The organism is Zobellia sp. B3R18 (assembly GCF_018860715.1).
Taxonomy (GTDB): domain Bacteria; phylum Bacteroidota; class Bacteroidia; order Flavobacteriales; family Flavobacteriaceae; genus Zobellia; species Zobellia russellii.
This window is the reverse complement of the sequence record NZ_JAHKQG010000007.1, coordinates 35,234-49,610: the sequence shown is the minus strand read 5'-3', so window position 1 is coordinate 49,610 and position 14,377 is coordinate 35,234. Positions and strand designations below refer to the sequence as shown.

Below are 14,377 nucleotides of genomic sequence, written 5' to 3'. Positions count from 1 at the left end.
CTCAAATTATCTTCTTTTGGCCAAAGCCGATGACAACGTACAAGTAACAATAAAAAAAGCTCTTTCGGGCAGCCAAATAGCTTACAGTACATTGTTGGACACCTATTGGAACAGTGTATACGGCTTTCAGCTCAAACGCACAGAAAACGAGAATGACGCAGAAGATATTACCGTACAAACTTTTTCTAAAGCTTTTGACAAACTCAACACGTATAAAAGCGAGTATGAGTTCAAAACTTGGCTTATCACCATTTCAAAAAATATACACGTAGACCTTATTCGAAAGCGCAAGAAAAGCTTGGAAACGGATGGCAATCAGGACGCGGTCAAGAAAGTATTGGATGATACCCCATCTGGCGAGGACCAATTAATTCGGGAGCAAAATCTGGCCAGCCTTCTTTTGCATATAAAAAAACTTAAACCGCACTACCAAGAGGTTATAAACCTTAGGTATTTTAAAGAGTTAAGTTATGCGGATATTGCACAAGAACTTAACGAACCTGTAAACAATGTTAAGGTTAAGCTTCTAAGGGCCAAAAAGCTGTTGGCCGAGATTATCCAAAAAAAATAACCTCCTCACCCCTATCCTAATCCATTTTAATCCTGAAAGCTGTATTCTTTCAACTAAGGAAGATATTGTATTAATTACCAAATAATTAGAATTTACACCAAAGCAAAAACAGCCCATTAACATGGGTGCTGCACGGCTAAATCGTATATTTGTATAAAATTGCATCAAATTATGAGCACAGATACCATAAATAACGTTATCCCACCTAAAGGAAAACCGAAATGGCTAAGAGTTAAGCTTCCCACGGGTAAAAAGTATACTCAACTTAGGGGACTAGTGGATAAGTATGACCTTCACACTATCTGTACGTCCGGCAGCTGCCCTAATATGGGGGAATGCTGGGGAGAAGGAACGGCTACATTTATGATTCTTGGTAATGTTTGTACCAGGTCATGCGGCTTTTGCGGGGTTCAGACCGGCAGACCTGATACGGTTGATTGGGCAGAACCTGAAAAAGTAGCTCGTTCTATTAAAATAATGGGAATAAAACATGCGGTCATCACTTCTGTAGATAGAGATGACCTAAAAGATATGGGATCTATAATTTGGGCCGAGACGGTAAAGGCCATTAGAAGAATGAACCCAAATACGACTTTAGAAACCTTAATTCCCGATTTTCAAGGCATAGAAAGACATTTAGACCGTATAATTGAAGTGGGACCAGAAGTGGTATCCCATAACATGGAAACCGTTAAAAGACTTACCCGAGAGGTACGGATACAGGCCAAATATGAACGTAGTCTTGAAGCACTCCGTTATTTACGCGCCAACGGTGTAAACCGCACCAAATCCGGTATTATGCTGGGCTTGGGAGAACTTGAAGAAGAAGTAATTGAAACTATGAGAGACTTGCGTGATGCCAACGTAGACGTAGTTACTATTGGACAATACTTACAACCCTCTAAAAAACACCTGCCCGTAAAAGAGTTTATCCTTCCGGAACAATTTAAAAAATATGAGGAAATTGGTCTGGAAATGGGTTTTAGACATGTTGAAAGTGGTGCCTTGGTAAGGTCGTCCTACAAGGCTCATAAACATATTCATTAAGCGTTTATCCAAGTATAAGTTACTAATACAACTACCATAAACAATAAAAACAGCTATAGTTAGTCGTATTCTTTAGCCCTAATTTTCTTATGAAAAAGACCACTATTGGCATTAACGGATTTGGCCGAATAGGTCGAACACTTTTTAGGCTTTTAGACGCCCACCCTAGCCTAAATGTAGTCGCTATCAATGATTTGGCAGATGCAAGAACGCTTTCCCATTTACTAAAATATGATAGTATTCATGGTGTTTTTAACCATGATATCACTTATAAAGAAAACACTATAATTGTTGACGGAAAGTCTGTGGCCTTAACCAACCACAAAACTCCAAATGACATTATTTGGTCCGATTATAATGTGGATATTGTTGTGGAGTGTTCCGGTAAATTCAAGACCAAAGAGAGTCTTCAACCTCATTTGGCCAACGGCGCAAAAAAGGTGATTTTATCCGCTCCTCCCGCAGATGAGGATATAAAGATGATCGTTATGGGAATTAACGAGGTTTCCCTAAATGCCGATGATGATATAATTTCCAATGCCTCATGCACCACCAACAATGCCGCCCCCATGATTAAGGTTATTGATGAACTGTGCGGTATAGAGCAGGCATATATTACCACAATACATTCATATACTTCAGACCAAAGTCTACATGACCAACCACATCATGACTTAAGAAGAGCTCGCGCAGCTTCTCAGTCTATTGTTCCCACTACAACAGGAGCAGCAAAAGCCCTTACCAAAATTTTTCCGCACTTGGCAGATGTAATCGGTGGATGCGGAATAAGGGTTCCTGTTCCAAATGGATCATTAACAGATATTACCTTTAATGTTAAAAAAGAAACTTCAATAGACCAAATCAACACTGTTTTTAAGAAAAAATCCGATAAAGAGCTCAAAAACATACTTTTATACACAGAAGACCCAATAGTATCTATTGATATAAACAATAGTTATTATTCTTGTACGTTTGACTCTATGATGACTTCGGTTATTGGAAAAATGGTTAAAATAATTGGATGGTACGATAACGAAACCGGTTATAGTAGCAGACTTATAGATTTAATTTTACTATTGACAAGAAATAAATACGTTTGAAGCTTGATTTTCTACATATCGGCATAAAAAAATTACTTTCGATATTCGTATTGATTTGGGTTGCTCAAAACTTAGAGGCCCAAGATAGTCTTGCCCTTGAAAATAACGACGTTCGTATCTATTTTGAAGAAGCCCGGGCATACCGTAATAGAGATCAAACCGATTTAGCCTTAGAGGCTCTGGAAAAAGCCGCAAAAGTAGCCGAGGAAAAAGCTGATGTAAAAGCGCTCATAGACTGCTATCATAAATTTGCGTTGGTCTACCTGAAACTTAAAAAAGAAGAAACTACTTATTTTTATTGGGATAGGGCAAAAGCTTTACTTAAGGACATAGAATACCCTTACGGTAGTGCTATGCAAAAGTATATTGAAGCCATTCTACTTTTTCACGACGATAAAAATTTTCAGGCCATTTTTATGCTGAACGAAGCCAAGCAGCTGAATAACGACCGTAATTTTTTCAACAATATTTTACTGGCGGAGGGTAATATTTTCCTCAAACTACAAAAATATGATAGTGCCGCTAAGAATTTTAACTCGCTTATCATCAATACCGATATATATGAAAGCGACTATCTAGCCACCAAAGCTTATTTAGGCTTAGCTCAACTGGATTTAGAGACCGAAAAATTTGAAGAAAGTGCAGAAAATGGTGAAAATGCACTTAAACTGGCAAAGAAAAATAAATTTTTCAAAGAAATATGGGAAGCTAATGAAATGCTCACCACGGTTTATGAAAAATTAGGCAACTACGATAAGTCATTGGCAAACAACCGTAATTTGCTTCATATACGGGATTCACTCTTCAACATTGCCAAAATGAAGACCGAGGCCAAAACTGCCGAGAAAATTCAGTTTGATTTCATGAGCGACGAAATAAAGCGTCAAGAACAAAAAATTGAAGAACTGAACGAGTCCAAAAACAAATCCGATATTACGGCAATCCTTACCTCTGCTCTATTAACGATTATTACACTTTTGGCCGTATCCTTATTCAGGAACAACCAGATCAAGCTTAAAACCAACGATTTATTACAGACCAAAAACAATGAATTAAAAGCAGCTAGGGATGCAGCCGTTACGGCGATGGAAGCCAAGACCAATTTCTTGTCTACGGTTAGCCATGAGCTTAGAACACCACTTTATGCCGTAACAGGGCTAACGCATTTGTTGCTAGAGGAAAACCCAAGCAAAGGTCAAAAAGAACATCTAAAAGCATTAAAATTTTCAGGAGATTACCTGTTGAACTTTATAAACGATATTCTTCAAATCAATAAAATTGATGCTGACAAATTAGAGCCTCTTAACGTTGAGTTCAACCTTAAAAAAGTGCTACAGGAAGTTATTGATTCGCTTCAACAAAGTGCCCAGAGCAACAAGACCAAATTAACTTTAGATTACGACCGCAACATACCCTACCACTTAATGAGCGACCCGTTAAAACTGTCTCAGATTTTCCTGAACCTAGTGGGCAATGCTTTAAAATTCACTAAAGGCGGCGAGGTTAAAGTAACCGCAAAACTCATAAAGAAAGAAGATGAAGACGTTAAACTTTACTTTGAGGTTAAAGATAACGGAATAGGTATAGCCAAAGAACAACAGCAAAATATCTTTGATGGTTTTGAACAAGGCTCTATACAAATTAACAGGGAATATGGGGGCACAGGACTTGGCCTTACTATTGTAAAAAGCCTATTGGGACTTTTTGAAAGTAGAATAGAACTAGAGAGTGAACTGGGGGTTGGGAGTACATTTTTCTTTGAGCTAGACGTAAAAGGTAAAGACAGTCTGGTTGATGACATTCCTTTTGAAGTAACTCCAGAAGACTTTGATTTTAAAGGCCTGAATATCCTAATTGTTGAGGACAACAAAATTAACCAGGTCATCACCAAGAAAATGCTCACTAAAAAAGAAATCACCAGTGAAATTGCCAATAATGGTGGCGAAGCAATAGATATGGCCCGTGAGAATTATTACGATGCCATTCTAATGGATATACATATGCCGGGCATTGGCGGTGAAGAAGCCACTATTGAAATTCGGAAATTTGATATTGTCACACCAATTATAGCGCTTACCGCAATTTCGTTAGACGACAGTTTAGAGAGCTTCTATGCCGCGGGCTGTAATGATGTAATTACCAAACCGTTTAAACCAGAAGTCTTCTACCAGAAAATAGGTGAGAACATTTTTAATAGAAAAGAGCTTAAAAATACTACTTCATAAATTGTTGTAATCTTTCTCTTAAGGCATCTTCTCCCATTCCAAAAAACTTATGTTTTACAGGAATGTAATAAAGATTGTCTACTTTACCCTTCAGTCTTACAAAATCTTTTTCAGTGGTTAAAACACATTGTTTTTGCCGCAAATCATTCAACTCAGCCTCACTAAAATCGTGATGGTCCTTAAATTTCAGATGTTCAAAGTCTAGCTCTTTTCTTTTTAAATAATCCACTAAAGGTGCTGGGTTGGCTATTCCTGTTACAAGGGTTACCTCCTTTTTTTTCAAAGTATCAAAGGAAACGATAGTATCTGTAGTTTTTAATGCATCATCATAAGCTAGATAAGTAAACCAAACCTCTTGATGTGGTTTTGGTTTTAACTTCGCTACTATCCTCTTCTGGGCATCAGCACTCAAATTGTTAGGGCATTTGGTTACGATTATTACCTGTGCCCTACCCGCCTCTTTTTTACTATCCCTTAAATTTCCGGTTGGCAAATACCAATCATCAACATAAAGATGACCATAAGAGGTTAAAAGAATAGAAAACGCGCAATTCACTTTTCGGTGTTGATATGCATCATCCAGTAAGATTACTTCTGGTTGTATTTTTTCTTCAAGAGTTCTTATTCCATTCCTCCTATCTGCATCTACGGCTAGAGCTATATCGGGAAACTTAGAAAATATCTGATAAGGTTCATCACCCAATAGGTCTACTGATGCATTTTCACGGGCAAGTACAAACCCTTTTGATTTCCTGCGATACCCTCTACTTAACACCGCCACTTTATAGCTATCTTTTAGCATAGCTCCCAAAAGTTCTACCATAGGAGTTTTACCGGTTCCGCCCGCACTTAAATTTCCAATACAAATAGTGGGTGTTGTAAAACTTTGGGAACTAAAAATTCCTTTATCATAGAAATAATTCCGGAGGTAAACTACCAACGCATAAATCAGCGATACGGGAAATAATATTTTTTTGAGTACTTGCACAGGGCGAAATTATAATATTTTATCTTTAGACCTCATAAAAATAGCTATGACCGTAAAAGAAGTCACCCAAATACTTGAAGATTTAGCACCTCTACCCTATGCCGAAGGTTTTGACAACGTTGGCCTTCTGGTCGGAAATAGCAAAGCAAAGGTTTCCGGCATACTTGTAACCTTGGACACGTTGGAAAACGTGGTAGATGAGGCTATTTCACAAAACTGTAATCTAATAATAAGTTTTCACCCCATCATTTTTGGGGGACTGAAAAAGTTGACAGGAAAATCATATGTAGAGCGGGTGGTTATCAAAGCCATTAAAAATGACATTGCCATTTACAGTATGCATACGGCTCTGGATAATGTTCCAGAAGGTGTAAATGCCAAAATATGTGAGGTTCTTGGCATAAAAAAACCACAAATTTTAATCCCCCAGAAGGAGACCATTAAAAAACTGACCACCTACGTACCAGTTAAAGATGCCAACACCCTCAGAGACGCCCTTTTTAGTGCAGGAGCAGGAAATATTGGCAACTACAGCAATTGTAGTTTTAGCACCAACGGTCAAGGAAGTTACAAAGCCGGTGAACAAGCTAACCCTACCCTTGGCGAAATAGGAAAAACCCATTACGAAGAAGAGACCCAACTTAGCGTTACTTTTTCCAAAGTAAACCAAGCAAAAATAATGAAGGCTTTGTTCACTACCCACCCCTATGAAGAAGTGGCGTATGAAGTGATGACTCTGGAAAATACGGATCAAAATATTGGTATGGGTATGATAGGTGAACTTGAAGAACCTATGGAAGACCTCTCTTTTTTAAAGGAGGTAAAGGAAAAAATGAATGCAGGTGGCATTCGCCATTCGGAATTGTTAGGAAGAAAAATCAAAAAAATAGCTGTTCTGGGCGGCAGTGGTGCTTTTGCCATTTCGCCTGCAATGGCAGAAGGTGCGGATGTTTTGATTACAGCAGACATAAAATACCATGAATTTTACAAAGCGGAAGGCAAAATGATAATTGCAGATATAGGACACTATGAAAGCGAGCAGTTTACAAAAAACCTTTTAGTTGAGTATCTTACAAAAAAAATCCCTAATTTTGCAATCCGTTTATCGGAAAGTAAAACCAATCCCATCAAGTATTTATAAAATATATGGCAAAAAAATCAGAAGCAACGGTAGAGGAAAAGTTAAGGGCATTGTACGACTTGCAATTGATTGATTCAAGAGTAGATGAAATACGTAATGTACGAGGCGAACTTCCTTTAGAAGTAGAAGATTTAGAAGATGACGTTCTTGGTCTTAAAACAAGATTGGACAAGTTGAAAACAGATGTTGAGACCATCAATTTTGAGATTGGCGCAAAAAAGAACCTTATAGATGAGTCTAAAGCACTTATAAAAAAATATACGGAGCAACAGAAGAACGTTCGTAACAGTAGAGAATTTAACTCTATTAGCAAAGAACTTGAATTTCAAGAACTTGAAATTCAATTAGCGGAAAAGAACATTAAAGAGTTCAAAGCACAGATAGAGCAGAAAAAAGCAGTTATTTCCGAAACGAAAGAACGTTTATCTGAGCGCGAGTCTCACTTAAAGCACAAGAAAAGCGAGCTTGATGCTATTTTGGCCGAGACCGAAAAAGAAGAAAAAGCACTTCTTGCCCAGTCTGAAAAATACCAAAGTGAAATAGAAGAACGTCTTGTTAAGGCTTACACACGTATCCGTAACAACGTTAAGAACGGTTTAGCTGTTGTGCCAATCGAAAGAGGTGCCTCAGGAGGTTCTTTCTTTACTATTCCACCACAGGTACAGGTAGAGATTGCTTCCCGTAAAAAAATAATTACGGATGAGCACAGTGGTAGAATATTGGTTGATCCAGTTCTAGCTGAAGAGGAACAAGAAAAAATGGGAAAAATGTTTACTAAAATGTAATCCTACATTTCCCTAATAAAACCAAAGCCATCTACTTTTTAAGTGGATGGCTTTTTTTTTGGTATCTTAACGACTATAGAAAAGCTAATTATGCAAATTCTTAAACCTTTGTTTCCAATCCTATTCTTTATGACTTGGTGCTACTCATGGAGTCAAAACCTTGATGATTACAAATGGGAGAACCGTTTATTATTTTTCATAGCCGATAATGAATCTCTTACTCTTGAAAAAAATGTAAAGCCATTTACAGAGAATAAAAATGAATTAAAGGACCGTGATCTTATCATTCTAGTAATGAACCGTACAAATGTATTTAATACGGATGGCAGTAAATTGGATGTAAAAGCTGAACACGTTTATGAACAATTCCAATTAATGACCGATTATGAAGGTATTTTACTCATAGGTAAGGACGGTGGTGCCAAATTAAAAAAACCGCTACCGGTTAATCCAGAAACTATATACAATACAATAGATGCTATGCCCATGCGCCAATCCGAGTTACGGAATAGAAAAAATTAAATCAAGCTCAATATCTTCTGCTCTACTTCCTCACTATCCCACTTATCCTCAATATTAGGCATTTCCAATACTTTTTGCATAATAGCTTCCTGAGCATCACCCATTTCTAGGGCTTCTGAATAGGGTCTGTTAGAAAATGTAACCCTAGAGTAGGCCGGAATCCATTTATCCGGGTGAAGGGCTGCAAAACGCTTCTCTATTTTTTTCTGTAACAGAAATTTAGGGTCGGCCGTTTTACTGCTCATTTCAACAAAATTGCGGTAACTGAGTTCCGCTATGGCATCTGCATTTGGTTTTCGTTCTTCTTGATACTCCTTAAAAATAGCTTCCCAATCATCTCCGTACTTCTCTATTTTCTGCTTTAGAATAAAAATATCTTCAAAACCGGCATTCATACCTTGACCGTAAAAAGGAACGATTGCATGGGCAGAATCTCCCACTAAAGCCACTTTGTCCCAATAGGTCCAAGGATAACATTTCATAGTTACCATGGCACTTGTAGGGTTCTTGAAAAAGTCTTGTGTTAGGTTTTCTATCTCTTTTCTAACATTAGGAAAGTAGGTTTTAAAAAATTCCTTTGCTTGTTCTTTGGTTTGAATACTCTCAAAGGATACTTCTCCTTCAAATGGCATAAATAAGGTACAGGTAAAACTACCATCAATATTAGGCATGGCAATAAGCATAAATTTACCTCTAGGCCAAATGTGAAACGAATTTTTATCCAGTTTGTGAGTGCCGTCCTCGTTGGCCGGTATAGAAAGTTCCTTGTAGCCTACGTCAATAAAATCCTGTGAATAATCAAACCTGCTTCGGCGTTGCATTTTATGCCGTACACGAGAAAATGCGCCATCGCAACCAAAAATTATATCATAGTTGTATTCTTTCCACTCGCCTTTTTCGGTCTCTCCTGTATATAATGTAGCTTCTGGTAAGTCTACATTCCAGACCTTCTCATCAAAACGAAACTCCACACCGGCATCTTCCGCCAAGTCTATCATCTTTTTGTTCAGCACACCTCTAGAAATAGACCAAATAGCCTCTCCTTCTTTCCCATACTTTTGAAAATAGATGGGCTTATCTATTACATGCATGGCTCGCTTATCCAATGGGATAGCTATCTTTTTTATTTCATCCTCTATACCTACCTCGGCCAAAGATTGCCAGCCTCTATTGCTCATGGCCAAATTAATGGAGCGTCCTGAAAATTTAATATTTCTAATATCCGGCCTCCTGTCAAAAACGGTAATGGTATGGCCCATTTTTTTGAGATATATGGCCAGTAAAGAGCCAACAAGGCCAGAGCCTATTATGGCTATATTCTTAGAAGATTGTATCATATATTTAAGCTGAGAGGCTAATAAAGGACTAAAATAAGACATCAAAATTAAATGTACCCCTATAGTCCTAAAAATTGACGCAATTACACATAGAGAAGATGTATTGTTTTAATATTTCATAATTTTATTAAACAAAACGCCACACAATGTTGCACTATCAAGACGAAGATTTAAGTAAACTAACTTCTCGTTACCGTGCCAATCTCATAAATAGCTGCACTGGTTATAAATCACTAAACCTTATAGCTTCTATAGCTGGTCCTCAATTTACAAACTTGGCCTTATTTAATTCTGTAGTACATATTGGGAGTAATCCCGCAATGTTAGGCTTTATTTCTCGTCCATTAACTGTTCGCCGAGACACTTACAACAACATCAAAAAGAATCGTTTTTTCACGGTAAATCAAGTTAACGAGACCATATACAAAGATGCACATCATACCTCTGCAAAATATGATGCGCTTACATCTGAATTTGAAAAAACGGGTTTGACCGAAGAATTCTTGGATAATTTCAAGGTTCCTTATGTAGCTGAGAGTTCTATTAAAATAGGTTGTGAATTTGTAAACGAATATACTATAGAGGAAAACGGATGTCTCCTAATTATTGGCGCTATCAAGCATATATACATCAATGAAGGAATCGTATCAAAAGATGGTTGGATACAATTGGACAGAGCAAATACAATTTCCTCTGTAGGTTTGGACGGCTATGCTTTACCAAAAGTCATTGACAGGTTAGCCTATGCCAAACCTCATGAGAAGACAAATTCTCTCTGGCATGAGTCATAAAAAAATACATCTACCAACTAAAGTTTGTGTGGTCTGCCTCAGACCTTTTACGTGGCGAAAGAAATGGGAACGCGATTGGGAAAATGTAAAATATTGTAGTAAAAAATGTAGACAAATGGCAAATTGAATTTTAATCTTTTATTAATTAAATATATCCTATGAATTTAGTCTGGTTTAGAAACGATTTAAGAATCGCCGATAATCCGTCTTTATCGCAAGCCTGCAATACTAAAGACAATGTTATTGCGGTATATTGTTTTGACCCAAGGCATTATGAAAAAGATATTTTTGGTTTTCAAAAGACTTCTAATTATCGCGCTCAATTTTTAATAGAATCCGTATACGAATTAGAAAGAAACCTTAGTGAACTTAATATTTCGTTGATAATAGTTTACGATAAACCGGAACATACGATTCCACACTTAATTGAGAAGTATAGTATTGAAGCGGTTTACTTTCAAGAAGAATGGACTACAGAGGAAAGAAGTGTTTCAGAATCCGTAATTCTAGCATCTCCCGATTATATAAAATTTAAGAGTTCATACGGTCAGTTTTTAATTCACCCGGACGCAATTCCATTTCAAGACTATCAAAATATACCTGAGGTCTTTACAGTTTTCAGAAAAGTATGCGAAGCTAAAACTAAAGTCAACCCAGTTATTCCTGTACCACTACCCCAGCCGAAAAACAACTTAATTAAACAGCATCATAAAAGTTTAGAACTTTCGGATTTAGGTCTTTTGAGTTTTGAAAAAGACTTCAGAACTGCTTTTACTTTCAAAGGCGGAGAGAACCAAGCACTCAAAAGAATTGAAGAATATATCTGGAAAAAACAGAAATTATCGGTTTATAAAAAAACTCGTAACGGACTAATGGGTTCGGGTTATAGTTCTAAACTTTCCGCATGGTTAGCAAATGGTAGCATATCTCCACGAACCATTTACTGGCATGTAAAAGACTTTGAAAAAGAAATTATCAAAAATGAGAGTACGTACTGGCTCATCTTTGAACTGTTATGGCGAGACTATTTCAAATACATTTCTTTAAAACATCAAAATAAAATATTCTGCTTAAAAGGTATTTCCGGAAGACCATATAATTGGCATAGCTCTAAAAAATTATTAATACAATGGATTGAAGGCCGTACCAAATCTCCTTTCATAAATGCCAATATGAAAGAATTGTCTTCAACAGGTTGGATGAGTAATCGCGGGCGACAAAACGTAGCAAGTTTTTGGTCCAAAGAGCTAGAACAAGACTGGCGTATTGGCGCCGCTTATTTTGAAAGTATGCTTATAGATTACGATGTGCATAGCAATTGGTGCAATTGGATGTATACAAGTGGAGTAGGAAACGACCCTAGGAATAGAAAATTTAACATAGAACGCCAAGCAAGTATTTATGACCCTCAAGGAAAATTTCAAAATCTGTGGTTACAAGAAACCCTCTTCTAAATAACTACAGCATATAAATTATATTCATGAAGACATTACGACTCATCTTAGGAGATCAACTGAACGAAAACCATTCTTGGTTTAAAGCTGTAGATAAAAATGTTATTTACTTAATGGCCGAAATGCGCCAAGAAACGGACTATGTTAAACATCATATCCAAAAAGTAGTGGCATTCTTTTTAGCTATGCGTAATTTCTCCAAAACTATAAAGTCCAAAGGCCATCAGTGTATTTATTTGAAAATTTCCGATAATAACAACCCTCAAAACTTGGAAGAAATAATAAAACATTACATTGAGGAGACCACCGCGACAAATTTTGAATACCAATTACCGGATGAATATCGTTTGGACCAACAATTACAATCCATTTGCCAAAATCTGGATTGCAACTATAAAGCCGTAGAAACCGAGCATTTTTATACCACTAGATTTGAGCTCAAAAACTTTTTCTCAGGCAAAAAACAGCTTATTATGGAAAGTTTCTACCGCATGATGCGTAAAAAACACCATATTCTAACCACCGGAAACCAACCAGAAGGCGGCAAGTGGAATTACGACCATAGCAATCGTAAAAAATGGAAAGGTCAACCTACGATACCAACATCTAAGGACTTTCATAATGATGTGCAGCATCTTATATCCGAAATTAATGAAAGTGGAGCACAAACATTTGGGCGCATAGACCCTACTAATTTTAATTGGCCTTTTTCAAGAAAAGAAGCATTGGCCGTCTTGGATTACTTCTGCGAGAACCTGCTGGAACATTTTGGTGATTTTCAAGATGCCCTTCACACAAATGAAAAGTTTTTGTTTCATTCAAGGTTATCGTTTGCTATGAACAGTAAGATTATTTCACCCAAAGAAGTCATTGATTCGGTCATAGCATACTACCATGATCATACAGATACCATTCACATTTCTCAAGTAGAGGGCTTTGTTCGTCAAATTCTAGGTTGGCGAGAATATATGCGCGGTATTTATTGGAAAGAGATGCCTACCTATTCCAAGGTCAACGAACTAAATAACACCAACTCTCTACCAGATTTCTTCTGGACCGGTAAAACTAAAATGAATTGTTTGCATCATGCCATTGAACAAAGTCTTGATGAGGCCTATGCACACCATATACAACGCTTGATGATTACTGGTAATTTTGCACTTTTAAACATGACGGATCCCGACCAAGTAGATGCTTGGTACCTCGGCATCTATATTGATGCCATTGAATGGGTAGAAATAACCAACACAAGGGGTATGAGCCAATTTGCAGATGGTGGTATTGTAGCCACCAAACCTTATGTTAGTAGCGCCAACTATATAAACAAAATGAGCAATTATTGTAGTAGCTGCCATTATTCCCACACCAAAAAACTAGGAGACAAGGCGTGTCCGTTCAATGCTCTTTACTGGAACTTTCTAGACGAAAAGCGAGCACATTTTAAAGATAATAACCGAATGGCCATGATGATGAGCCTGTTGAACAAAAAATCTGCAGAAGAACTAGAAGCCTTAAAAAAAAGAGCCAATGCTATTATTGAAAAGCCCGATTTATACTAAGGTTATATAGTTTTTAGGGGAAAAGGAACGTCCTACGCAAAAATTTGCTTTGTAAATACAATAATGGTTTCGCGAGAGCGTCTATATATATCCCAAAAAAGTCCTTCGTGATTAAATTACGAAGGACTTTTTCTTTTTTTTTGAGATTAAAATTACTATTCTAAAATACCGTCTACAATGCCATAGGCAATAGATTCTTCGGCATTCATCCAATAATCCCTATCAAAATCTCTCAATACTTTTTCATAGTCCTGACCACAATTGTCTGCTAAAATACGGGCACTCAATTCTTTGGTCTTGATGATTTCTTTGGCCTGAATTTCAATATTTGAAGCTTGCCCTCTTGCACCACCACTTGGTTGGTGAATCATAACCTGCGCATGGGGCTGAATAAACCTTCTACCTTTTTTTCCAACAGAAAGCAATATAGAACCCATAGAGGCCGCAAGACCTGTACAGATTGTAGAAACAGGGCTTTTTAAAGATTTTATGATGTCATACATGGCAAAACCAGAAGTAACGTAACCACCCGGACTATTTATATATAACTGTATTTCTTCATTATTCTGCATATCTAAATACAATAAACGATCTATAACGTGCTTGGCGGAATCATCATCTACCATGCCCCATAAGAAGACCTTTCTTTCTTCTAACAATTTTTCGTCTATCGCTTCTTGAACTTTTCCTTTTTTAGAACTCATTTGCTATTATTTATACATCTCAAAATTAAACAATTTATCTGTACCAAAATAGTGTTACATGATTATCAATGTAATTACCCTTCATCGCTTTTTCTCACAACCCGTCCCAGACCGTTCATTTATTCTCATCGATAGAAATAAACCACTCATCTA

The 14,377-nt window shown here is 37.1% G+C and carries 14 protein-coding genes; 11 read left to right on the top strand and 3 right to left on the bottom strand.

Annotated elements, in window-relative coordinates:
• Positions 1–16: 16 nt before the first annotated feature.
• From KO513_RS04795 to KO513_RS04780, 4 genes are all read left to right on the top strand, one after another.
• Positions 17–571: an RNA polymerase sigma factor gene (locus KO513_RS04795; protein ID WP_215441947.1), complete on the top strand. Its 555-nt coding sequence runs from the start codon at positions 17–19 to the stop codon at positions 569–571.
• A 171-nt stretch (positions 572–742) separates the two neighbouring features.
• Complete coding sequence (lipA, locus tag KO513_RS04790) at positions 743–1,618, top strand: lipoyl synthase (RefSeq protein WP_215912519.1); 876 nt, start codon at positions 743–745, stop codon at positions 1,616–1,618.
• 89 nt (positions 1,619–1,707) lie between these two features.
• A complete protein-coding gene (gene gap, locus KO513_RS04785; protein ID WP_215912518.1) occupies positions 1,708–2,718 on the top strand; it encodes a type I glyceraldehyde-3-phosphate dehydrogenase in 1,011 nt (336 codons plus the stop codon).
• Positions 2,715–4,943, top strand: coding sequence for a tetratricopeptide repeat-containing hybrid sensor histidine kinase/response regulator (locus KO513_RS04780; protein ID WP_215912517.1), 2,229 nt, complete (start codon positions 2,715–2,717; stop codon positions 4,941–4,943). The genes gap and KO513_RS04780 overlap by 4 nt, the downstream gene beginning before the upstream one ends.
• Here KO513_RS04780 and lpxK read toward each other — a convergent pair.
• Positions 4,933–5,931, bottom strand: a complete 999-nt coding sequence (gene lpxK, locus KO513_RS04775) for a tetraacyldisaccharide 4'-kinase (RefSeq protein WP_215912516.1) — start codon at positions 5,929–5,931, stop codon at positions 4,933–4,935. The genes KO513_RS04780 and lpxK overlap by 11 nt on opposite strands.
• A gap of 46 nt (positions 5,932–5,977) precedes the next feature.
• Here lpxK and KO513_RS04770 point away from each other — a divergent pair, with 46 nt between their 5' ends.
• From KO513_RS04770 to KO513_RS04760, 3 genes are all read left to right on the top strand, one after another.
• Complete coding sequence (locus KO513_RS04770; RefSeq protein WP_215912515.1) at positions 5,978–7,072, top strand: Nif3-like dinuclear metal center hexameric protein; 1,095 nt, start codon at positions 5,978–5,980, stop codon at positions 7,070–7,072.
• A 5-nt stretch (positions 7,073–7,077) separates the two neighbouring features.
• A complete protein-coding gene (locus KO513_RS04765) occupies positions 7,078–7,857 on the top strand; it encodes a zinc ribbon domain-containing protein (RefSeq protein ID WP_215441953.1) in 780 nt (259 codons plus the stop codon).
• Positions 7,858–7,947: 90 nt separating this feature from the next.
• Positions 7,948–8,379 (top strand): DUF4174 domain-containing protein, encoded by a 432-nt coding sequence (locus KO513_RS04760; RefSeq protein ID WP_215912514.1) that lies wholly within the window; start codon positions 7,948–7,950, stop codon positions 8,377–8,379.
• On the opposite strand, the gene KO513_RS04755 is transcribed toward KO513_RS04760, so the two are convergent.
• Positions 8,376–9,716 carry an FAD-dependent oxidoreductase gene (locus KO513_RS04755; protein ID WP_215912513.1) on the bottom strand — a complete coding sequence of 447 codons (1,341 nt, stop codon included), beginning with the start codon at positions 9,714–9,716 and terminating at the stop codon, positions 8,376–8,378. The genes KO513_RS04760 and KO513_RS04755 overlap by 4 nt on opposite strands.
• Positions 9,717–9,862: 146 nt before the next feature.
• Between KO513_RS04755 and KO513_RS04750 the strand changes: the two genes are divergently transcribed.
• Genes KO513_RS04750 through KO513_RS04735 form a run of 4 tightly spaced genes read left to right on the top strand, consistent with a single transcriptional unit; the run spans position 9,863 to position 13,520 of the window.
• On the top strand, positions 9,863–10,507 hold the full coding sequence (locus KO513_RS04750) for a flavin reductase family protein (protein ID WP_215912512.1): 645 nt from the start codon (positions 9,863–9,865) through the stop codon (positions 10,505–10,507).
• Entirely contained in the window at positions 10,497–10,634 is a 138-nt protein-coding gene (locus KO513_RS04745) for a DUF2256 domain-containing protein (RefSeq protein WP_215912511.1), read from the top strand. Before KO513_RS04750 ends, KO513_RS04745 begins: the two co-directional genes overlap by 11 nt.
• 31 nt (positions 10,635–10,665) lie before the next feature.
• Positions 10,666–11,961 carry a DASH family cryptochrome gene (locus KO513_RS04740; protein ID WP_215912510.1) on the top strand — a complete coding sequence of 432 codons (1,296 nt, stop codon included), beginning with the start codon at positions 10,666–10,668 and terminating at the stop codon, positions 11,959–11,961.
• Between the two features lie 26 nt (positions 11,962–11,987).
• Positions 11,988–13,520 (top strand): cryptochrome/photolyase family protein, encoded by a 1,533-nt coding sequence (locus tag KO513_RS04735; protein WP_215912509.1) that lies wholly within the window; start codon positions 11,988–11,990, stop codon positions 13,518–13,520.
• Between the two features lie 155 nt (positions 13,521–13,675).
• On the opposite strand, the gene KO513_RS04730 is transcribed toward KO513_RS04735, so the two are convergent.
• Positions 13,676–14,224, bottom strand: a complete 549-nt coding sequence (locus KO513_RS04730; RefSeq protein ID WP_215441960.1) for a ClpP family protease — start codon at positions 14,222–14,224, stop codon at positions 13,676–13,678.
• Positions 14,225–14,377: the final 153 nt, after the last annotated feature.

Excerpts from the sequence above, each read along its gene's own strand:
- lipA (WP_215912519.1), top strand. The coding sequence starts at position 743 with ATGAGCACAGATACCATAAATAACGTTATCCCACCTAAAGGAAAACCG.
- gap (WP_215912518.1), top strand. The coding sequence starts at position 1,708 with ATGAAAAAGACCACTATTGGCATTAACGGATTTGGCCGAATAGGTCGA.
- KO513_RS04770 (WP_215912515.1), top strand. The coding sequence starts at position 5,978 with ATGACCGTAAAAGAAGTCACCCAAATACTTGAAGATTTAGCACCTCTA.
- KO513_RS04765 (WP_215441953.1), top strand. The coding sequence starts at position 7,078 with ATGGCAAAAAAATCAGAAGCAACGGTAGAGGAAAAGTTAAGGGCATTG.
- KO513_RS04760 (WP_215912514.1), top strand. The coding sequence starts at position 7,948 with ATGCAAATTCTTAAACCTTTGTTTCCAATCCTATTCTTTATGACTTGG.
- KO513_RS04755 (WP_215912513.1), bottom strand. The coding sequence starts at position 9,716 with ATGATACAATCTTCTAAGAATATAGCCATAATAGGCTCTGGCCTTGTT.
- KO513_RS04750 (WP_215912512.1), top strand. The coding sequence starts at position 9,863 with ATGTTGCACTATCAAGACGAAGATTTAAGTAAACTAACTTCTCGTTAC.
- KO513_RS04745 (WP_215912511.1), top strand. The coding sequence starts at position 10,497 with ATGAGTCATAAAAAAATACATCTACCAACTAAAGTTTGTGTGGTCTGC.
- KO513_RS04740 (WP_215912510.1), top strand. The coding sequence starts at position 10,666 with ATGAATTTAGTCTGGTTTAGAAACGATTTAAGAATCGCCGATAATCCG.
- KO513_RS04735 (WP_215912509.1), top strand. The coding sequence starts at position 11,988 with ATGAAGACATTACGACTCATCTTAGGAGATCAACTGAACGAAAACCAT.
- KO513_RS04730 (WP_215441960.1), bottom strand. The coding sequence starts at position 14,224 with ATGAGTTCTAAAAAAGGAAAAGTTCAAGAAGCGATAGACGAAAAATTG.